The 21567-nt window shown below is 52.3% G+C and carries 20 protein-coding genes; 2 read left to right on the top strand and 18 right to left on the bottom strand.

All coding sequences use genetic code 11. From position 1 onward, the window contains the following. Positions 1-18 precede the first annotated feature (18 nt). The 10 genes from aroB to AURMO_RS03880 form a co-directional block, all read right to left on the bottom strand. Entirely contained in the window at positions 19-1104 is a 1086-nt protein-coding gene (gene aroB / locus AURMO_RS03925) for a 3-dehydroquinate synthase (RefSeq protein WP_110233251.1), read from the bottom strand. Continuing rightward, positions 1101-1622 carry a shikimate kinase gene (locus AURMO_RS03920; protein ID WP_110233250.1) on the bottom strand — a complete coding sequence of 174 codons (522 nt, stop codon included), beginning with the start codon at positions 1620-1622 and terminating at the stop codon, positions 1101-1103. The genes aroB and AURMO_RS03920 overlap by 4 nt, the downstream gene beginning before the upstream one ends. 8 nt (positions 1623-1630) lie before the next feature. Next, positions 1631-2824: a chorismate synthase gene (gene aroC / locus AURMO_RS03915; RefSeq protein ID WP_110233249.1), complete on the bottom strand. Its 1194-nt coding sequence runs from the start codon at positions 2822-2824 to the stop codon at positions 1631-1633. 40 nt (positions 2825-2864) lie between these two features. Then, a complete protein-coding gene (locus AURMO_RS03910) occupies positions 2865-3722 on the bottom strand; it encodes a shikimate dehydrogenase family protein (RefSeq protein ID WP_110233248.1) in 858 nt (285 codons plus the stop codon). Positions 3723-3727: 5 nt separating this feature from the next. Next, complete coding sequence (gene mltG / locus AURMO_RS03905) at positions 3728-4873, bottom strand: endolytic transglycosylase MltG (RefSeq protein WP_110233247.1); 1146 nt, start codon at positions 4871-4873, stop codon at positions 3728-3730. Between the two features lie 47 nt (positions 4874-4920). Then, positions 4921-5388, bottom strand: coding sequence for a Holliday junction resolvase RuvX (ruvX, locus tag AURMO_RS03900; protein ID WP_110233246.1), 468 nt, complete (start codon positions 5386-5388; stop codon positions 4921-4923). Continuing rightward, the gene (gene alaS / locus AURMO_RS03895) at positions 5388-8048 is read right to left on the bottom strand and encodes an alanine--tRNA ligase (protein WP_110233245.1); all 2661 of its coding nucleotides are present in this window, start codon (positions 8046-8048) and stop codon (positions 5388-5390) included. Before alaS ends, ruvX begins: the two co-directional genes overlap by 1 nt. 2 nt (positions 8049-8050) lie before the next feature. Next, positions 8051-8239 carry a hypothetical protein gene (locus AURMO_RS03890; RefSeq protein ID WP_110233244.1) on the bottom strand — a complete coding sequence of 63 codons (189 nt, stop codon included), beginning with the start codon at positions 8237-8239 and terminating at the stop codon, positions 8051-8053. 116 nt (positions 8240-8355) lie between these two features. Further along, complete coding sequence (gene rpsD, locus AURMO_RS03885; protein WP_096381021.1) at positions 8356-8985, bottom strand: 30S ribosomal protein S4; 630 nt, start codon at positions 8983-8985, stop codon at positions 8356-8358. 170 nt (positions 8986-9155) lie between these two features. Further along, positions 9156-10490, bottom strand: coding sequence for a replication-associated recombination protein A (locus AURMO_RS03880; protein ID WP_110233243.1), 1335 nt, complete (start codon positions 10488-10490; stop codon positions 9156-9158). 25 nt (positions 10491-10515) lie between these two features. Between AURMO_RS03880 and AURMO_RS03875 the strand changes: the two genes are divergently transcribed. Beyond that, positions 10516-11283 carry a peptidylprolyl isomerase gene (locus AURMO_RS03875; RefSeq protein ID WP_110234863.1) on the top strand — a complete coding sequence of 256 codons (768 nt, stop codon included), beginning with the start codon at positions 10516-10518 and terminating at the stop codon, positions 11281-11283. A gap of 72 nt (positions 11284-11355) precedes the next feature. Beyond that, on the top strand, positions 11356-12576 hold the full coding sequence (locus tag AURMO_RS03870; RefSeq protein ID WP_204163640.1) for a DUF349 domain-containing protein: 1221 nt from the start codon (positions 11356-11358) through the stop codon (positions 12574-12576). A 582-nt stretch (positions 12577-13158) separates the two neighbouring features. On the opposite strand, the gene AURMO_RS03860 is transcribed toward AURMO_RS03870, so the two are convergent. The 8 genes from AURMO_RS03860 to AURMO_RS03825 all read right to left on the bottom strand — a co-directional run bounded on the left by AURMO_RS03860 (position 13159) and on the right by AURMO_RS03825 (position 21567). Beyond that, entirely contained in the window at positions 13159-15408 is a 2250-nt protein-coding gene (locus tag AURMO_RS03860) for a RelA/SpoT family protein (protein WP_110233241.1), read from the bottom strand. 42 nt (positions 15409-15450) lie between these two features. Then, entirely contained in the window at positions 15451-16458 is a 1008-nt protein-coding gene (gene secF, locus AURMO_RS03855) for a protein translocase subunit SecF (protein ID WP_110233240.1), read from the bottom strand. Next, the gene (secD, locus tag AURMO_RS03850) at positions 16458-18164 is read right to left on the bottom strand and encodes a protein translocase subunit SecD (RefSeq protein ID WP_110233239.1); all 1707 of its coding nucleotides are present in this window, start codon (positions 18162-18164) and stop codon (positions 16458-16460) included. Before secD ends, secF begins: the two co-directional genes overlap by 1 nt. Further along, a complete protein-coding gene (gene yajC / locus AURMO_RS03845) occupies positions 18164-18547 on the bottom strand; it encodes a preprotein translocase subunit YajC (protein ID WP_239406876.1) in 384 nt (127 codons plus the stop codon). Before yajC ends, secD begins: the two co-directional genes overlap by 1 nt. A gap of 67 nt (positions 18548-18614) precedes the next feature. After that, entirely contained in the window at positions 18615-19634 is a 1020-nt protein-coding gene (ruvB, locus tag AURMO_RS03840; RefSeq protein WP_110233237.1) for a Holliday junction branch migration DNA helicase RuvB, read from the bottom strand. After that, positions 19634-20233 carry a Holliday junction branch migration protein RuvA gene (gene ruvA, locus AURMO_RS03835; RefSeq protein ID WP_110233236.1) on the bottom strand — a complete coding sequence of 200 codons (600 nt, stop codon included), beginning with the start codon at positions 20231-20233 and terminating at the stop codon, positions 19634-19636. The genes ruvB and ruvA overlap by 1 nt, the downstream gene beginning before the upstream one ends. 19 nt (positions 20234-20252) lie before the next feature. Next, the gene (gene ruvC, locus AURMO_RS03830; protein ID WP_110233235.1) at positions 20253-20807 is read right to left on the bottom strand and encodes a crossover junction endodeoxyribonuclease RuvC; all 555 of its coding nucleotides are present in this window, start codon (positions 20805-20807) and stop codon (positions 20253-20255) included. Between the two features lies 1 nt (position 20808). Then, entirely contained in the window at positions 20809-21567 is a 759-nt protein-coding gene (locus tag AURMO_RS03825) for a YebC/PmpR family DNA-binding transcriptional regulator (protein WP_110233234.1), read from the bottom strand.

The following is a 21567-nucleotide window of genomic DNA, read 5'->3' as shown; positions in this document are numbered from 1 at the left end:
CACCTAGCCTAACGAAAGTTAGGCGGTGAGCTCTTGATAGGCAGTGAAGAGGATGGACGTGTCTGGCACGTTCAAAATCGTGGGCTGGCCAATATCGCGCAACACAACGAAGCGCAGCATCGATCCACGAGCCTTCTTGTCACGCTTCATTGTTGTCAGCAGGTGCTCCCACGCTTCCGCGCCATATGTAGTGGGAAGAGTAAGAGATTCCAAGATGCGGCGGTGACGATCAACAACCTCATCAGGAAGATTCTGAGTCATGCGTGAGAGTTCTGCAGCAAAAACCATGCCAATACTGATCGCTGCACCGTGACGCCAGGTGTAACGCTCGGCATGTTCAATTGCGTGACCTAGTGTGTGACCGTAGTTCAGGATTTCTCGTTGACCTTGCTCGGTGAAGTCTTCCGACACAACTCGTGCCTTGATGCCAACAGAAAGCTCAATCAAACGCTGGAATTCAGTCGAAGTCGGATCAGTTGCTACATCAACATCGGCTTCAAGAATGTCGAGGATTTCTGGTTCAGCAATGAATCCACACTTCACAACTTCAGCAAAACCAGCAAGAAGTTCATTACGAGGAAGCTTTTCTAAAACATCCAAGTCACACACAACAGCATGAGGAGCATAGAAAGAACCAACAAGGTTCTTACCTTCAGCGGTGTTGATTCCCGTCTTGCCTCCAACAGAGGCGTCAACCATAGCCAGCACTGTGGTGGGAACTTGAATGAGTTTCACACCGCGCAGCCACGTTGCAGCCACAAAACCGGCGAGGTCCGTGACGGCGCCCCCACCTAGCCCAATAATGGCGTCGGAACGAGTGAAGTCTGCCTGACCCAGCACTTGCCAGCAGAACGCAGCAACTTCTACGCGTTTAGCATTCTCAGCATCTGGAACCTCAGCAAGGAGGACCTCACGCTCCCCCATGAGTTGCTCACGGAGCTTGTTTGCAATCGCACCCATGGTTGGTGGGTGGATGATGAGTACTTTATTGACGGCAGGGCCGAAGATGGGGCCGAAGAATGGTTCTGGGTCTGCCAACATGCCACGGCCGATGTTCACCAGGTAATCGCCACCACCGGTGACGTGAATCTGGGTAGTGCTCATGATGAAACGCCCTGTCGTGGAGTGCCGGAGGAGATCCAGGAAACAATGTCTTCAGCGATGGCATCTAAATCCCCGGCTGAAGTATCAAAAGTGTTCCATGCCAATTCGGAGTAAATCGGCATCCGCGCGGCGACAAGCTTCTTCCATGCCTCAATTCCATCGCGCAGGAGTGGGCGTTTAGGGTCGCTAATGCGCGACGCAACAGCCTCTTCAGAAACAGTCAGTAGAACTACTGGAACTGTAGTGAGGTCTTTCTGAGTATCTGGATCGAGGACGGCTCCCCCACCTAAGCTCACGATCGCTCTGTGCTGAAGGGCATCTTTCACAGCTGCACGTTCGTAGGCACGGAAGGTAGCTTCACCCGAGTTATCGAAAATGTCAGCAATGGGTCCATGCTCTGCAACAACAACTTTGTCGGTATCAATGCGGGGAACATCAAGCAGAGACGCAACGCGCTTCGCTATCTTAGATTTTCCTGAAGCAGGCGCTCCGATGAATACAACGACTGGTGAAGGCACGTGTGTACTTACTGACCTACGGTGTGAACAGAGTCAGGGATATGCGCCAGGTAGCTTTCCAGGTTGCGCTTGGTTTCGCCGATGCTGTCGCCACCGAACTTCTCCAGAACAGCATTTGCAAGAGTCAGTGCGACCATCGCTTCTGCAACTACTCCTGCTGCCGGCACAGCACACACATCCGAACGCTGGTGATGCGCTGGGGCTGCTTCACCAGTAGAGGTGTCAATGGTGCGCAGAGCGTGGGGAACGGTCGCAATCGGCTTCATGCCCGCACGAACACGCAGGACTGTTCCGGTGCTCATTCCGCCTTCAATACCGCCGGCGCGGTCAGTCTCGCGAGCAATTCCATCCTCAGTCGCAAAGAGCTCATCGTGAGCGACGGAGCCGCGGCGACGAGTGGTTTCGAAACCATCTCCAACTTCGACACCCTTGATGGCTTGAATACCCATCAAAGCTGCTGCGAGTTGTGAATCAAGTCGACGATCCCAGTGCACGTGTGAACCAAGTCCTGGTGGCAAACCATAGGCAAGAACTTCAACAACACCACCGATCGTGTCGCCATCTTTGTGGGTTTGTTCTACTTCAGCAAACATTAATTCACTGGTTGCCTTGTCAAAGCAGCGCAGTGGATCAGCATCTAGAGCGTCAACATCGGTCACTCGAGGCAGTGGAGTGCCGTCTGGAACAGCAACGGGACCAATAGCGATGGTGTGGCTGACCAGGGTAATTCCAAGTTCATTCAAGAAAGAGCGGGCAACAGCGCCCAGTGCAACACGGGCTGCAGTTTCGCGAGCACTAGCGCGTTCCAGAATGGGGCGCGACTCATCAAAATCATATTTCTGCATGCCCACCAAGTCAGCGTGACCTGGACGTGGACGCGTCAATGCAGCGCCACGACCTGATTCGAGCACAGAAGGATCAACCGGTGCAGGGTTCATCACATCAACCCATTTAGGCCATTCGCTGTTTCCTACCCGCAGAGCAATTGGGCCACCGAGGCTCTTTCCGTGGCGAACTCCACCTGAGATGTTGAGTTCATCTTGTTCAAACTTCATACGGGCACCGCGGCCATAGCCAAGGCGACGACGTTGCAGGTCGAGCTGAATATCCTCTGCAAGAACAGGCACGCCAGCAGGCAATCCTTCGAGAACTGCAATCAGTTCTGGACCATGAGATTCACCTGCGGTAAGCCATCTAAGCATGTATCAAGTTTGTCATAGACACAGCAGGTGAATTTGCACGCTAGAGCGATTCCAGCCCAACTGAAGCAAACATTGCTGATTTAACACCTGATTCGTCCGGAAGAACATCGAAGGGAGAACCACCAACAAAGATTCTCACTTGAATAAGGGCTTGGTGAGCAAGCATACGTAACCCACTGACTACTTCTCCCCCAGCGGCAGACCACTGGGTTCCCCGAGCACTGGGCCAGGGATTGTAAGCAACATCGAGCAAGCTGGCTCGTGAAGTTCGAGGAAGAGTTTCCAGGGACTGTACAACATCTCCAGGAAGCGTAGAAATTGCCACATCAACTGAAGCAATTTCACTCATCTGGTCCAAGGAGTGAACAGTGACGTTCACTCCGCATTCTTGGCCCACGGTTTCTAGATAGAACGCTTTCTGAGGGGTGCGCACAATGACCGAGATGTGTTCTGCCCCCAGTTCAGATGCCGCTGCAATTGCTGACGAAGCTGTAGCGCCGCCACCGATAACTGCCACATGGTGAGCCTGGTGGACACCTGAGTCTTTAAGGGCATTGACGATTCCCAGCACATCTGTGTTGAACCCGCTCAGTTCTCTTTGACCAGATTCGGTGTATTCACACAAAAGCGTGTTGACCGAACCTGTTCTCTCCGAGAGGAGATCCAGCCGGTTCGCTGCTTCAAGTGCAGCAACTTTATGCGGCATGGTCACGGAAAGCCCACGCAAAGATGAATCTGTTGAATCGAGAAAACCAGCTAACTCCCCTGGCTGCACATCAACGGCAACATATTTCCAGGGCAAGCCCAAGTGGTCATAGGCTGCTTGGTGCAGGGTTGGTGAGAGTGAATGCGCAATTGGGTGTCCAACAACTGCAAGAGTTCTGATTTCAAATGTCATGGCAGTTAACCAACTGCTTCAGGGTGCGCTTCAAGCCAGTCGTAATACTGAACAACAGCGGCTTCATGCTCGGCCGAAGTTTCGCTAAAGACTGTTTCTCCCGTGGTGAGGTTGACGGTAACGAAGAACAGCCAAGGCCCATCTGCCGGGTGGTAAGCAGCATCAATAGCATCGGCACCAGGATTCGAAATGGGGCCTATCGGCAGACCAGGGAGAATTCGAGTGTTGTAGAGGTTGCTGGTGTCATCCAGCGCCGCCTGAGTGATGAGAAGGCAATCTTTACCCAAAAGGCCTGCACCGTAACAGGTGGTAACGTCGGACCCCATGTTCATTCCCTGATCTAAGCGATTGTGGAATACACGTGAGATCTTGTACATGTCTTCAGGATTCGGCCCGCTCTCGCGCTGAATGACAGAGGCCATGCGGATGACATCCCAACGCTGGTCGGCAGGAACACCTGCTGTTTCTAGTGCAGCAAGAGATTCATCTACAAGCTGCTGAAGAACCTCTGTGGGCGTCACTCCTGGTGAGAAGGTATAGGTCGCTGGAAAGAGGAAACCTTCCAACGTAGTTGCTTCTGCAGGAACACCATAGGGTGCAGGATCTGCTGCAGCAGCTTGGAAATCTGCAAGGGGAATGGAGAGACCTTCAGCAAGCATCTTGAGAACGTTCTTTTCAGTTGTTCCCTCAGGAATAGTGACGGTGAGCTCCACCCTGTTTGCCGGATCCAGAAGAGCATCTAATGCGGCCTTGGCAGACATTTCTTGCTTGAGCTTGTAAACACCTGGGGTGAAGACAGGTTCAGGCTTTGTCTCCAGAAGGAGCTGATAGAAGGAATCGAAACTCTTTGTCACACCCGCCTCAACGAGGTTATTGGCGATTTGATCGCCAATTTCACCGTCGCTAATGGTGAAGATCACTTCGCCGTGACCGCCACCAACGTAATCATTTTGATTTCCACCGAGAATTCCGGTGTAAAACAGACCACCAAGAACCGCTCCGATAAGAACGAGAACACCAATCACAGAACCGATCACGAGGCCCGGCTTCTTCTTCGAAGGCTTACGTCGTTTACCTACGTAGGCAGAATCATCTGGAAGAGAGCTCGACGAAGAGGTTGTCGAGTTGTGAGAGAAGTTGTCGTCTAACATCACTGCCTGTTTCGTGGAATGGACGTGAGCCAGCCTACAGAAGCTCGTTATGACTGAGCTGGAAACTCGCTGATGTCTTTACCAGGAAGGTTTCCGCTTGATCGTTCTGAATCCAACGCGTGCTGCAAAATCATCACTGCAGCTACTTGGTCGATAACGGACCTTGTTTGCTTTTGCTTCTTGCCCGCAGCTCTCAAAGCAGAGTGCGCCGAAACAGTCGTCAGACGCTCATCAACAAGTCGAACAGGTACTGAGGAGTTCTGTGCGAGTTCACGTGCCATCACCAGCGCATCTTCCGTGGAAGCAGTGTGCGAACCATTCAAAGAAAGTGGCAGGCCAACAATTACTTCGATTGCTTCGAGTTCAGCAATAAGGGAAACAAGCTGACCAATGGGGTTCTCAGAACCTCGATCTACTGTTTCTACAGGAGTCGCGAGGTAACCATCACGATCGCTTCTGGCCACGCCAATTCTGACAGTGCCGATATCGATGCCTACACGAACACCAGAACGCATTAGAGGCTGCGAAGCTCCGCGAGGATTGCCTGCAACGCCGAACCGAGCTCGTTGACGTTCGTTCCGCCACCTTGAGCCATGTCGTCACGACCGCCGCCGCCACCGCCAAGAATGCCCGCTGCAAGTTTCGCAAGGGCACCTGCTTTGGCTCCAGCAGCACGTGAGCTTTCAGTAGTTGCCACGATGACGGCTGGCTTGCCATCCACGACAGCTCCGAGAGCAATAACTGTGTTCGTTGCTTGAACCTTCTCGCGAACTCCGGTGACCAAATTACGCAAATCGTCCACAGAGGCAATTCCGGTGACAGTCTCCACAATGGCGGTCACGCTGCCCACAGGAGCTGCTTTGCCAACCAGCGCAGGAATTTGTTCACGAACCGCAGCAGCTTCGAATTCTGCAATCTTTCGTTCAGCAGCCTTGAGGCTTGCCACCAGATCAGCAACACGAGTAGTTACCTGCTCGCGAGGTGCCTTCAGCGAAGAAGACAACTCATGAACAATGGCACGCTCTGCAGCAAGTGACTTGAATGCATCTGCACCAATAAGAGCTTCCACACGACGGTTAGATGAACCAACAGAAGATTCGCTCACCAGGTTGATCAGACCAACCTGCGAGGAGTGTGCCACGTGTGTTCCAGCGCAGAGTTCGCGTGACCAAGGACCACCAATGTCAACCATGCGGACAGTCTCGCCATACTTCTCACCGAAGAGAGCCATGGCACCCATCTTCTTAGCGTCATCGAGAGCCATCTCGCGAGTGACGACGTCGAAATCAGCCAAGATTGCGTTGTTGGCAATCTCTTCGATTTCGGTGCGGGTTTCGGATGAAAGTGCTTCGTTCCAGGAGAAGTCGAAACGCATATATCCGGCTTTGTTCAATGAACCAGCCTGGTGTGCTGTTTTTCCCAGAACTTCACGCAGTGCTGCGTGAACGAGGTGGGTTGCCGAGTGAGCCGCAGCAGCTGCGGCACGGTAGTTCTTGTCCACAACAGTTGTTGCTGCGGCACCAGCATTTACCTGGCCGCTACGAACCTCAACAGTGTGTGAAACGAGTCCCTTGACCGGCTTCTGCACGTCGAGTACCTCAAGGTCGAAACCGTCACCAATGATGGAACCAGCATCAGAAACCTGACCACCAGATTCTGCGTAGAGAGAAGTTGCGCCCACAATTACTTCGACAACATCGCCAGCAGAAGCGCTCTGAACAGGCAGGCCGTCCTTGAGGAGACCCAAAATGCTGGTTTCAGTTTCGAGGTCGGTGTAACCAGTGAATACTGTTTCGCCCTGTGCACGCAGGTCTGTATAGATTGACAGGTCTGCAAGAATCGACTTCTTTGCCTTGGCGTCCGCCTTTGCGCGAGTGCGCTGATCCAACATCAGAGTGTCAAAAGCAGCACGGTCAACACTCAAACCAGCTTCTTCTGCCATTTCCAGAGTGAGGTCAATGGGGAAACCAAAGGTGTCGTGAAGCAGGAACGCAGTATCTCCTGCAAGTGCTTTGGCGCCTGACTTCTTGGTTTCAGAAACAGCAGTATCCAAAATGGTTGTTCCGGATGCCAGAGTCTTCAGGAATGTCTCTTCTTCGCCATAGGCAATCTGAGAAATGCGAGCGTATTCGTTCTCAACATCGGGATATGCAGCCTTCATGGCATCACGAGATGCTGTGAACAACTCGGGGAAGGTTGCGGAATCCACGCCAAGTAAACGCATGGCACGAACAGAACGACGCAGCAGACGACGCAAGATGTAGCCGCGACCTTCGTTGGAGGCCTGAACGCCATCAGCCATCAGCATGAGAGCTGAACGAACGTGGTCGGCGACAACGCGCAGGCGAACGTCGTTTTCTTGGTTGGCACCGTAGGTGACGCCTGCAAGTTCTGCAGCGCGGTCAAGAACGGGACGAACCTGATCGATTTCATAGAGGTTCTCAACACCCTGCTTGAGGAAAGCAACACGTTCAAGGCCCATACCGGTATCGATGTTCTTGTTGGGCAGTTCGCCCAAGATTTGGAACTCGGTCTTACTGGTTCCTTCTCCACGCAGGTACTGCATGAACACGAGGTTCCAGATTTCGATGTAGCGATCTTCATCTGCTACTGGGCCACCCTCGATGCCGTACGCAGGGCCACGATCGAAGTAAATTTCAGAACAAGGGCCTGCAGGACCAGGCTGACCGGTCGACCAGTAGTTGTCTTCCTTGCCACGACGCTGAATACGCTCATCAGGAAGACCAGCAGTCTTCTTCCAGAAGGCAATGGCCTCATCATCGTCTTCGTAGACAGTGACCCAGAGATCCTTCTCAGCAAAGCCAAGACCGCCATCAGCCTCAGACGTTGTCAGAAGTTCCCAGGCATATTCAATGGCCTGTTCCTTGAAGTAGTCACCGAAAGAAAAGTTTCCATTCATCTGGAAGAAAGTTCCGTGACGAGTGGTCTTACCAACTTCTTCAATATCCAAGGTGCGAATGCACTTTTGAACACTGGTTGCACGTGGGTATGGAGGTGGCACAACACCGGAAAGGTAAGGAATGAATGGAACCATTCCTGCCACGGTGAACAGAAGGGTGGGGTCATCACTGACCAGTGATGCAGAGGGAACTACGGTGTGTTCACGCGCAGCAAAGAAGTCAAGCCAACGTTGGCGAATTTCAGCAGTTTGCATAGTTAGTTCTTACGAGCTGCGCGCAGCTCTGCCTCACGCTCTTTGTATCCTTCGACGAGTGCCTCGGTGAAGTCACGAGTTTTCGCGTCGACAGCGGCGAAGAACGCCTGGCCCTGTTCTGTCTGGTTTACTTTGTGCGCGACAAAGAAGCCGGCGATAACGCCTACGGTAAGCCAAAAGAGCTGCTTCATGATTTCTCCAGATGAACGGTGCAAATGCGAGACTCCAGTCTACGGGAGGCAAGCGTGAGCAATAAAACAAGAAAGGGTGCAGATCCGAAGATCCACACCCTTTCCCAGCTAAGAATTTAGCGAGCTGCGTAGTACTCAACCACGAGCTGTACGTCACAGGTGACGGGAACTTCTGCACGCTTGGGGCGACGCACCAAGGTTGCGTGAAGCTTGTCGAGTTCAACCTCGAGGTATGCGGGCACGGGAGGAAGAACCTCAGCGTGTCCACCAGCTGCAGCAACCTGCAGTGGCTCAAGAACCTCAGAGCGTGGCTTGACGTGGATGAGCTGTCCAGGCTTTACGCGGAAAGATGGACGGTCAACCAGCTGACCATCGACGAGGATGTGACGGTGCACAACCAGCTGACGAGCCTGAGCGGTGGTACGTGCGAAACCTGCACGGAGTACGAGTGCGTCAAGACGCATTTCGAGGAGCTCTACCAGGTTTTCACCGGTCAGACCCTGGGTCTTGCGAGCTTCCTGGAAGACGTTGCGCAGCTGTGCTTCGCGGATACCGTACTGAGCGCGTAGACGCTGCTTCTCACGCAGACGAACTGCGTAGTCAGAGTCAGCCTTGCGCTTGGTGCGGCCGTGCTCACCTGGAGCGTAGGGACGCTTTTCCAGGTACTTTGCTGCCTTGGGGGTCAGTGCGATGCCGAGGGCACGCGACAGACGGGTCTTGCTACGGGTACGTGACTTAGTAGACACAATTTCCTTTTCGATTGAACAAACAAAATGAACACGCTCGTAATAGAGCGAAAATCGAGGGGTTCGTCATGGTGCCCGGCTACAGGGCCATCCAGTTCTTTCGTCACTGTGTTGCAGCCGCGCTTCACAGTCGAAATAGACTCTAAAACCTTATCACTATTGGTGACGAGCTACCGACGCTTCTTGGTAATCGCCCGAAGTTTCTCTAAACGGGCCTTCACATCACGCTCTGAGCCGTGATCTGTCGGCGAGTAATACTCAGTTGAGGCCAGGGTATCGGGCAAATATTGCTGTTCTACAACGCCAAGCGGGTTGTCATGAGGGTATTTATAACCCTTGCCATGTCCCAGCTTTTTTGCACCCGCATAGTGAGCATCCCGCAAATGAGTGGGAACAAGACCTGACTTTCCTGCCTGAACATCAGCAAGAGCAGCATTGATGGCGTTATAGGCAGCATTCGATTTAGGCGCCGTAGCGAGATAGATCGTGGCCTCTGATAACGGAATACGGCCCTCAGGCATACCAATCAACGCAACGGCATCTGCCGCAGAGGTGGCAATTCCGAGGGCGTGAGGATCAGCTAAGCCAATGTCTTCAGCAGCGGAAATAATCAATCGACGAGCGATAAACCGGGGGTCCTCCCCCGCAGCAATCATGCGAGCAAGGTAATGAACAGCAGCATCAGGGTCAGAACCACGAATGGACTTAATGAAGGCACTAATGACGTCATAGTGCTCATCTCCATTGCGGTCGTATCTCAACAAGGCAGAATCCACGGCTGCAGATACATGATCGGCCGTAACAGCAATAACGCCGGTTTTCTTCTTAGACGTTTGCTGCGCAATCGAGGATGCTGCCTCCAAAGAGGTCAACACACGACGAGCATCACCGGAAGCAAAGTTGATAATTGCGTGACGTGCTTCTTCATCAACACTGAACTTTCCTGCCAGACCAAATGGTTCATCGAGAGCACGTTGAATGAGCGCATCCAGCGCAGCATCCGAGAGAGGCTCAAGACGCAACAAGAGAGAACGCGAAAGCAGCGGTGTGACAACACTGAATGAGGGATTCTCCGTTGTTGCAGCAATCAGGGTGACCCACCCGTTTTCTACACCGGGAAGAAGAGCATCCTGTTGAGCTTTACTGAAGCGATGAATCTCATCGAGAAAGAGCAGCGTGCGCACGCCATAAAGATCACGCTGAGACTGGGCCTCTTCCATGACGGTTCTCACGTCTTTGACACCCGCCGTCACAGCAGAAAGCTCGACACATCTACGATCGGACGAGGTGGCGATGGCATGAGCCAAGGAGGTTTTGCCTGTTCCTGGAGGTCCCCACAAAATCACAGAAACCGCACTTTGTGAACCTGGGGCAGCGAGAACCTGTAATGGCGATCCAGTTTTGAGCAGCTGATCTTGACCAGCTACCTCAGCAAGGGAACGAGGCCTCATTCGCACAGCAAGAGGTGCTGTCTGTCCCCCGAGTGTCGAATCACCTTGTGCCATGGACTTTAGATTAGCGTTGCTTGCTATGGCAAAGATGAGCGACAACCGCGTAACCAAAGAAGATCGTGACCGTATCAAGACGTATGCAGACCGTAAGGCTGCACATGAACGTGCTCAGAAAGCACGTAAGCGCACCAATCGAATCATCGTGGGGTCAATTTCCGGCGTTGTCGTGATCGCCCTGGGATTCGGAATCTACTCAGCCGTTGTATCGGTCGTGGCTCCTGCACCAGAAACGACTTCTACGCCCACAGCAACAGGTGCTGCTGCCCCAGATGCCGCACTGAGTGAATACCGCGTCTGGACAGGTTCCATGGACGTTGCTGGTGTGCCCATCACTTTTGAACTCAATGGTGAAGCTGCACCCCAGGCCGTTGCAAGCACCGTATCGCTTATTGGTTCTGGTTTTTATGAAGGAATTAGCTGCCATCGCCTCACCACTGAAGGAATTTACGTCCTTCAGTGTGGAGACCCAGCTGGAGATGGCAGCGGCGGTCCTGGATATTCCTACGGTCCAGTTGAAAATGCCCCTGCAGACAATGTGTATCCCGCGGGGACCATCGCAATGGCTCGCCAGGGTGGCAACGGAAACTCCATGGGTAGCCAGTTCTTCATTGTGTACGAAGACAGCACAATCCCAAGCGATGCTGCAGGTGGATACACCGTCATCGGACACATCACCAGCGGTTTACCAGAACTGATTGCCCAGGTCACCAGCCAGGGCACCTCTAACGGTTCTTCAGATGGTTCTCCTAAGGTCCCCGTGACATTGAAGAGCGTCTCCGTAAAGTAGCAGTCTCCACAACGGGAAGCCTTGCTCTAGGCTTGAGGCTGGTTGTTCCCTATCCCAACGAGGTGGATTGTTATGTCTGAAAAGACAACGGCGCGTGTCGACGAAGCCGGCCATGTGTATGTCGTCGAAGCTGATGGCGAGCGTCTGATCGGTCAGTATGCCGACGTCACTCCCGAAGAGGCTCTGGCTTTCTTCGAGCGTAAGTTCAACGACACCAACTCAGCACTAGTTCTTCTCGAACAGCGTGCAAAGCGTGGCGCTCCTGCTTCTGAAATCAGTGAGAGTGCCAAGAAGATTGCCGAGCAGGTTGAAGCACGCAACGGTATTGGCAACTACGCCGCACTCGCAGAACGTCTCGACAAGCTTGTTGCTTCTCTGAGCGAACTCAGCGAGGCTGAGAAAGAAAAGAACGCAGCAGCAGTTGAGGAATCTCGACTTGCCCGCATTGCCATCGTGGAACAGATTGAAGCGCTCGCCGCAACCGAACCTGCAAAAATTCAGTGGAAGACCACCACCGCGAAGGTTGATGAACTCTTCGCTGCATGGCAGACCGCTCAAAAGAGTGGACCGCGTCTGTCGAAGTCTGAGTCCAATGAACTGTGGAAGCGTTTCCGCGATGCACGTCAGAAGCTAGATCAGCACCGTCGTGCCTTCTTCGCAGAACTCGATTCCAAGAACAAGGGCGCAAAGTCCGCCAAGGAAGAGCTGATTTCCAAGGCAGAGGCTCTCCTTTCACAAGGCACTAATGGTGTTGCCGCATACCGTGCATTGTTAGATCAGTGGAAGCTTGCACCACGTGCAGGCAAGAAGATTGATGATGCTCTCTGGGCACGCTTCAAGGCAGCCGGTGACGCTCTTTACGCTGCAAAGAAAGAGCAGGACGAAGTAGAGGATGCTTCCTACGCAGGAAACCTCGAGGTTAAGCTCGCCATTCTCACTGAAGCTGAAACTCTTCTCGAGGCTACTGATCGCGTCGAAGCACGCGCCAAGCTCAACGCGCTTCAGAAGAAGTGGGATGCTGCGGGCAAGGTTCCTCGCGCACAACTCAAGCCAACTGAAGAGCGCATGCGCAAGGTCGAACAGGCCGTGCGCAAACTCGAAGATAACCACTGGAATGCGTCAAACCCAGAAAAGCAAGCTCGTTCTGAAGGCTTAGCTGGACAGATTGAAGAAAAGATCGAGAAGCTCGAAGCGGAACTTGCAGCTGCAAAGTCAGCTAAGGATTCCAAGAAAGCCACAGAGCTTGAGGAAGCAATCAAGACTCAAAAGGAATGGCTTGCTGTCCTGAAGTAGATTGTCCACACATTTGTGAGTTCCTTTACTCACCGAGTGGTCCATGATGCACGATGTGCGCATGGACCACTTTTCGTTAACTTCTCACTTCTCCCCCGCCGAACTGTCAGCATTGCGCTTATCCGGTGAAATTAATCAAGATCACGATTTCTGGGATGAGGTACAGAACTGGAGGACTCGTAGTAGGAAAATCCTCCAACAAGAACGTCACCCGGTTGTCCTCACCGGCATATCTGCTGTGTGGGCATTGGGCTTGTGCAAAGAACCGAACACACACACCGCTTCAACCGTGACAGTTCGACGTATACGAAGGGCTGTTCATCACAATCTAGATATTGAAGAACGAACACTTGCTTCAACTGATGTGTGGCTGGAAAGCACGAGTGGGATCACCAGTCCGCTCAGAACCATTATTGACCTTCTAAGGTCGGGACATGTGAACGACCAACTAGTGCAAGGACTGTGTAGGAATGTGATGAGTGCTTATGAAATTTCACAGGAAACAGTTCTCAGGAGACTCAACAACATGATTTCCGTGCCGAACAAACGGACGGCACTCAGAAGAGCACAAGAGTTATATATTTAGCCCTCGGATACGCGATAGACGTCATAGACGGCATCAATGCGACGAACGGCGTTGAGAACGCGATCCAGGTGCATCACGTCACTCATTTCGAAGACGAAACGACTCAATGCCAACCGGTCCTGAGACGTACTCACCGTGGCAGACAAGATGTTCACGTGGTGTTCGGACAAGACCCGTGTCACATCAGAGAGAAGGCCTGATCGATCCAATGCTTCAATCTGAATTTGAACTAGGAACACACTCTTGGATGATGGTGACCATTCAACTTCGATCATGCGCTCAGGTTCATTGAGCATATTCGCCACATTGTGACAACTCGTCTGGTGAACAGATACCCCTTGACCACGTGTAACAAAGCCAGAAATTGCATCTCCGGGAACTGGAGTACAACACTTGGCCAACTTCACCAGGATGTCGGGAGCACCTCGAACAAGAACGCCAGAATCGCTGTGAAGTAGAGGCTTTGAAGGTCCACGAGAGGGAAGAACAAACTCAACTTCTTCGGTGTCACCATCTTCGTGAATGCTCGCAAGAATCTTCTCAATAACCGATTGAGTCGAGACGTGACCTTCTCCCACAGCTGCATAGAGCATGGAGACATCTTCATAGCGAAGGTTGCTGGCAACTTCAGCCAAAGAATCCTGAGTCATCAATTTCTGTAACGGCAGGTTCTGCTTGCGCATTGCCCGAGCAATTGCGTCCTTGCCCTGCTCAATGGCCTCGTCGCGACGTTCCTTCGTGAACCACTGCTTGATCTTGTTGCGTGTGCGCGTACTTTGAACGAAGTTCAACCAGTCTTGACTGGGACCTGCGTCTGGATTCTTTGAGGTGAGAACCTCAATGACATCGCCGCTGGAGAGTTTGCTCTCGAGTGGAACAAGTCGTCCGTTGACCTTGGCACCCATGGTTCGGTGACCAATTTCGGTGTGAACTGCGTAGGCAAAGTCGATAGGCGTTGCCCCAGAAGGCAAACCGATAACACGTCCCTTAGGCGTAAAGACGTAAACCTCTTTGGCACCGATTTCAAAACGAAGGGAATCGAGGAACTCCCCTGGGTCTTCGGTTTCTGCTTGCCAGTCAGAAATATGTGCCAACCACGCCATATCTGTGTCCTGAACTGCAACAGGGTCAACACTCTTACCGCTATTCATGCGGTCTTTGTACATCCAGTGTGCAGCAACACCGAATTCAGCACGGTGATGCATCTCAGGAGTACGAATCTGGATTTCAACGGGACGACCTGATGGACCCATCACTGTCGTGTGAAGAGATTGATACAGGTTGAACTTAGGTGTTGCGATGTAATCCTTGAAACGACCTGGAATGGGATTCCAGCGTGCGTGGATGGAACCCAAGATGCCGTAACAGTCTCGGACGCTGTTCACAATGACGCGGATACCAACGAGGTCATAGATTTCATCGAACTCGCGACCGCGAAGGACCATCTTTTGATAGATCGAGTAGAACTGCTTGGGCCGACCCTTGACCTCACCGCGAATACGAGCAGCCTTGAGGTCGTTTTCAACATCCTTGATAACGGATTGAACAAACGACTCACGTTGAGGAGTGCGCTGTGCAACAAGATTTTCAATCTCTTGATAAATCTTGGGGTGCAGAACAGCAAAAGAAAGATCTTCCAGTTCCCACTTGAGGGTCTGGATACCTAAACGGTGGGCAAGCGGGGTGTAAATCTCGAGTGTCTCACGTGCTTTGCGCTGAGCTGACTCCACCGGCATGAAGCCCCAGGTGCGCGCGTTGTGGAGGCGGTCTGCAAGTTTGATAACGAGGACACGAATGTCTTTCGACATCGCGACAATCATCTTACGAACAGTCTCAGCCTGTGCACTATCGCCGTATTTAACCTTGTCGAGCTTAGTCACACCGTCTACCAGCATGGCAACTTCAGCACCGAATTGCGCTCGACATTGTTCCAACGTGTAGTCGGTGTCTTCCACTGTGTCATGCAGCAGGGCAGCAATGATTGTTTTGGGGCCAATACCTAGTTCAGCAAGAATCTGAGCAACAGCAATGGGGTGAGTGATGTATGGCTCACCTGAGCGTCTCTTTTGACCTTCGTGGGCCTTGAGTGCAACCTCGTGAGCTTCCTCAAGCTGAACAAAATCAGCACGTGGGTGATGGTGGCGAACTGTTTTAAGAAGTTTTTCAAAACCATCAGCAGGCTGTGCACGACTGAATATTCGTGGCACGAGGCGACGCAGTGACGTTGAACCCGTTGTATCAACCATGTCGCCTCCTCGAGGTTTCCATTATGACGGGCTTATCTGCAATTAAGCAGAGACAGGCTCTGAAGCCGCGTCAGCCTTGCCTTGGGCAGCCAATGCCTTCTTATCGCTTTTACGAATCTCGGGCTCATTGGAACGAATCTGAGCGTAGAGAGGCGTTGCAAGGAAGATGGTGGAGTAGGTTCCCACGATGATTCCGATGAGCAATGCAAGTGAAATGTCTCGGAGCGTTCCTGCACCAAGAACGAAGGCACCAATAAACAGAATCGATGCCACGGGAAGTGCTGCAACTACCGAGGTGTTGATCGAACGAACCAAAGTCTGGTTTACGGCCAAGTTCACCTGCTGAGCAAAAGTGAAGCCAGCTTCCCTGGTGGAACCGCTCGTGTTTTCACGAATCTTGTCGAAGACAACAACCGTGTCATAGAGGGAGTATCCAAGAATGGTCAGCAGACCAATAACAGCACCTGGCGTAACCTCAAATCCGGAGATGCCATAGATACCAGCAGTAATCACAAGGTCGTGGAGCAACGCAATGATTGCTACGAGAGACATCTTCCAGGTGCGGAAGTAAATAGCCATGACAAGTGCTGCCAGCACCAAGAAGACCAACAGACCTCTAATTGCCTGGGCTGTAATGTCCTGCCCCCAGCTGGCGCCAATAAACGAACTGGTGACGTTCTCAACAGGTACTGAATAAGCCTGAGCCAAACCATTGCGGATTTCACGAGTCTGTGTATCCGTCAGCTGTTCGGTCTGAACACGAACACTGGCATCACCCAGACGAGAAACTTTAGGAACCGTGTTGGGATCTACAGCCTGAACTGCATTCGTAGCCAAGGTCTGAGAGGTGTCCGTGACGTTCGAAATAACGAACTCACTACCACCGGTGAACTCGATACCAAAGTTAAAACCGCCACGAAGGATGGGGCCCACAATGCTGATCAGAATCAACACAGCAGAAATCGTGTACCAGAGCTTGCGGCGACCAACAATGTTGATGGAACGTGCACCGGTGTAGAGGTCATTACCGAACTGAGAAAAACTAGCCATTAGTTCTCACCCTTCTCACCGGAGGACTGTTGAGCTTTGCGCTCAGCAATGGTTTGACGCTTGAGGGCTTCTTTTGAAGACTTTGCGAGCTTTCCTGAGGACACAGCTGTCGAAGGCGCAAACTGTGCTCGTCCTCGGTATGCAGCACCCAAAGCCTGTGGATCAAGTCCGGAGAACTTGTGGCCACTTGCAAAGAAATTCGTCTTCGCCAAAAGCTGAAGCATGGGGTGGGTAAAGAGCGAAACAACGAAGAGGTCAACAATCGTTGTCAGACCGAGTGTCAGTGCGAAACCACGCACGTTACCCACAGCGAGGATGAAGAGGACGATTGCCGCAAGGAAATTGACAGCATCCGAGGCAATGATGGTGCGGATAGCGCGCTTCCAGCCCGACTCGACTGCAGATTCAATTCCGCGTCCATCACGCAACTCATCACGAATACGTTCGAAGTACACGATGAAGGAGTCAGCAGTAATACCAATGGCCACAATCAAACCTGCAACACCAGCAAGTGAGAGTCGGTAGCCTTCACGCCAAGACAGGATCGTAACTACGAGGTAGGTCAAGATCGCAGCCACAACGAGAGAGGCAACAGTAACTAAGCCAAGAGTGCGGTACTGGAACAGGGAGTACAGAACGACAAGTAACAAACCAATGGCACCTGCCAGCAAACCACTCATCAACTGGGTAGAGCCCAGCGTTGCCGAGATAGTGTCCGAAGACTGCACTTGGAAACCAATAGGCAACGCACCATACTTCAACTGGTCAGCAAGAGTCTTGGCGCTGGTCTGGGTAAATCCACCGGTAATTTGAGCGCTGCCGTTAGTAATCGCAGCATTTGTTGCGGGGGCAGTTAGAACCTTGCCATCTAGAACAATGGCGAACTGATTTTGTGAACCAGTTAGGGCGTTGAGGCGTGAGGTAACGTCTCCGAAGTCTTTAGTGCCTTTGCCATTGAATGCAAGGTCAACTGCCCACTGGCCAGTAGTGGCTCCCGTAGAAGTGGTAACCATGCTTGCACCAGCGTTAGAAATATCAGCACCAGAAACCTCAACCGGCCCCAGGATGTACTTGACAGTGTTGGTGAAGTCACATGTGATCAGTGGCTGGTCTTCAGGTGCTGCATTAGCTACCTGAGCGTTTTCTGAAGCACAATCGAATTGTTCATACTGTGCTTGAAGGGCAGGAGTAACCCAGTTAAGGTCGCTGCCGTTTGAGGGGGAAACCGCGGGAACAGAGGAAAGGTTCGGATCAACAGTTCCCACCGGAACAGGTGTGGCTGTCCCGTCTGCTCCAATCGTTGAAGTAGTTGGAGCGCCAGCTACTAGAACGGCACGGAAATCAAGCTTTGCAGATGCCTCAATGCGCGCAAGGGTTGCGTCGTCAGGAGTACCCGGGATGGAAACAACAATGTTGTTGTTGCCTTGAGTGTTGATTTCTGCCTCAGAAACACCAGCAGCGTCGATGCGCTGACGAATAATCGAAACCGCCTGAGCCATCTGCTCAGTAGTTACAGTCTGTCCACTCTCCAACTGAGGAGAGAGCACAATCTGAGTACCACCCTCGAGGTCGAGAGCGAGTTTGGGAGCCCATGAACCGCCACCCCAGAGCACACCAGCAGCGTTAATACCTACTAAACCAGCGACAAGTACGAGCAGCCAGGTCAGAGAGCGCAGGGCTTTGCGCGTTGACTGAGACTTAGCCATTACTTTGAGTTTTTGGGCTTACGCTCACCGAACTGTGGGTCGATTTCGAGCTTGCCAGATTCAGCCTCAGGGTTGAGTGCAAGGTTGGTCAGATCTGCACCAATTGCCTCACCAGCAGAGGGAGTGACAGCAGTAGACTCAACAACACGAGCAATTGCCTGACGGTGAAGCTTGAGGGTGTTCTTGGGAGAGGTCTCGAGAACAACAATGTTCTCTGCCTCATCAATGGACTTGATGGTTCCATAGACACCAAAAGTAGTCATAACGTGAGCGCCAACAACAACCTGGTTCTGCAGTTCAAGAGCAGCCTTTTTACGCTTCTGGCCGTTACGGAACATGAAGAAGACCAGGACAGCCAAAACGGCCATCATGAAAAGTGTCATTGCATCCACGAGAAATCCTTAGTTATTGCTTGGAGTTGGTGAGAAATCACCGCTAATTGAGTATAGGTCACAGAAGTGTGGGGTCATTTGCAGGTGGAGTCAGACCTAAGTGCTTCCAACCTTCCTGAGTGGCGACACGTCCCCGAGGGGTGCGCACAATGAGGCCCTCACGAATGAGGAAAGGTTCGACAACTGCTTCGATTGTTTCCGCGTCTTCACCAATAGAGACAGCTAATGACGAGACTCCAACCGGTCCCCCAGCAAAGCGATTGATCAACACTGTGAGAACTGATCGGTCTAGACGATCGAGTCCTCGAGGATCGACGTCATACAAAGCGAGAGCATTGTTGACAGCATCTATTGCTGACTCAGACGAATGAACAGTCATATAGTCGCGAACTCGGCGGAGTAAACGGTTAGCAATACGTGGCGTTCCTCGGCTGCGTCCTGCGATTTCAGCAAGAGCAGGTTGCGGAATTTCAAGCCCGAGAAGAGCTGCTGAACGAGTCAACACACGCAACAGCTCTTCAGTTTCGTAGAACTCAAGGTGACCGGTGAAACCAAAACGGTCGCGCAAAGGGTTAGCGAGTAACCCTGTACGAGTGGTGGCGCCAACCAACGTGAATGGTGGAAGTTCGAGTGGAATACTCGAGGCACCCACCCCTTTGCCCACCATGATGTCGATTCGGAAGTCTTCCATCGCGAGGTAAAGCATTTCTTCGGCGGAACGAGCCATGCGGTGAATTTCATCGATGAATAACACTTCACCAGGAACCAAAGAAGACAGCAAGGCGGCCAAGTCCCCCGCGTGTGAAATTGCTGGACCGCTCGACATGCGCAATGCACGTCCCGTTTCATGAGCCACGATCATCGCAAGAGTCGTTTTACCCAACCCAGGAGGGCCAGCCAACAAGATGTGATCGGGGGTTCGACTATCCATCTCGGCAGCTTTGAGCAGCAGATCTAGTTGACCAACGACACGGCGCTGTCCAACAAACTCGTCTAGCGAGGACGGGCGAAGTGCGCCTTCAAAGTCGAGTTCTGCCTCGTCGAGAGGCTCAACTGAAGTGATGTCGAACTCAGACATCAACTGTTCCTCGCTAAGGATGCCAGGGCCTCTTTCAAAACAGATGCTGTGGTTGCGGAGGCAGATGACGTATCCAGGGATTCGACTGCATCTCGCGCGGTCTTTTCATTCCAGCCAAGACCAACAAGTGCTTGAACAACACTGAGCGTAATGGCAGAACTTGCAGGGATTGCTGATGCAACCACATCAGTGTGGGAAAGTGCAGTGAGCTTTCCTGCGAGCTGCACAATAATCAACTTCGCCGTCTTCGGACCTACTCCAGAAACCTTCTTGAACGCCGTGTCATCTTCATTAACAACCGCAGTCAAAATATCTGCTGGAGAGAGTTCAGCCAAGACTGCAAGTGCAGAGCGTGGACCAACACCAGAAACAGAGAGCAGGAGCTCAAAGAGTTCCAGGCTTTCAGGATTCTCAAAACCAAAAAGCGTCATGGAATCTTCACGCACAATGAGTGACGTGAGGAATGAGTATTCGTTTCCAACATGAAGTGAACGCTTGTGAGAGGGAGTGATGTTCACTGCATAGCCAACACCGTTCACATCAACGATGCAGGTGTTCTCTCGCACCGATAGTACGGTGCCGCGCAGGGAGGCAATCACCTGCTCAGCTTAAGCGTTGTTAACCGCGTTTCTTGGCCTGACGCTCCGCATCACGCCAACGCTGCTGTGCAGGAGTGAGTGCGCCCTTGGGCGCAGTTCCCGCTCCCCCACGCCAGGCATTACAGATCGCCAAAGCTAGCGCATCCGTTGCATCAGGAAGCAATTTTCCTTCGGGCAGGGTCAGGAGTCTTCCCACCATGGTGGCCACTTGCACCTTGTTGGCACGGCCCGTTCCAGTGACAGATGCCTTTACCTCACTGGGAGTATGCATATCGACGGGGATGCCGCGCTCGGCAGCTTCCACGAATGCGACAGCACTTGCTTGTGCGGTGCCCATCACGGTGCGGAGATTGTGCTGAGCAAAGACGCGCTCGACAGCTATTCGTTCAGGCTTGAATTCTTCAATCAGCGCAGCAAGTTCGCTTCGGAGTTGAAGCAGTCTTTGTGGCAGTTCAAGATCTTTATCCGTTGTGAGCACCGTGACTGAGACAAGTGACACAGAACGATCAGCGTTGGCATCGATGATGCCAACACCGCAACGGGTAAGCCCCGGATCAACTCCGAGAATGCGCAAGTTAGTCCTGCTCGAGCTCAGCGAGAACTGATTCACTCAAGTCGAAGTTACTGAAGACGTTTTGAACATCGTCGGAATCTTCGAGTGCATCAATGAGCTTGAACACCTTGCGTGCAGTGTCCGCATCAACTTCAACCTCGAGGTTAGGCACGAACTCTGCATCAGCAGAGTCATAGTCAATGCCGGCAGCCTGAAGAGCTTCGCGCACCTTGACCAGGTCTTGAGGTTCAGAAATGATTTCGAACGAACCGTTGTGTGTTTCAACGTCTTCAGCACCCGCGTCAAGAACAGCAGCCAGGATGGAATCTTCATCGATACCGGTCTGAGCAGAAACGCGAATAACACCCTTGCGGCTGAAGTTATAGGCAACAGAACCAGGATCTGCCATGTTTCCGCCATTACGGCTCATCGCAGTCCGCACTTCAGCGGCGGCACGGTTCTTGTTATCGGTCAAACATTCGATGAGAAGTGCAACACCGTTAGGTCCGTAACCTTCGTACATGATGGTGGTGTATTCAACCGAGTCACCAGTAAGTCCAGCACCACGCTTGATGGCGCGATCAATGTTGTCGTTGGGAACACTTGTCTTCTTTGCTTTCTGAACCGCATCCACCAAGGTGGGGTTTCCAGAAAGGTCAGCACCGCCAAGCTTGGCTGCTACTTCAATGTTCTTAATCAGCTTGGCAAATGACTTCGCACGGCGAGAGTCAATAATCGCCTTCTTGTGCTTGGTGGTTGCCCATTTGGAATGTCCAGACAT

The sequence above is a fragment of the Aurantimicrobium photophilum genome, assembly GCF_003194085.1.
In the GTDB taxonomy this organism is placed as follows: domain Bacteria; phylum Actinomycetota; class Actinomycetes; order Actinomycetales; family Microbacteriaceae; genus Aurantimicrobium; species Aurantimicrobium photophilum.
This window is presented reverse-complemented; position numbering and strand designations above follow the sequence as displayed.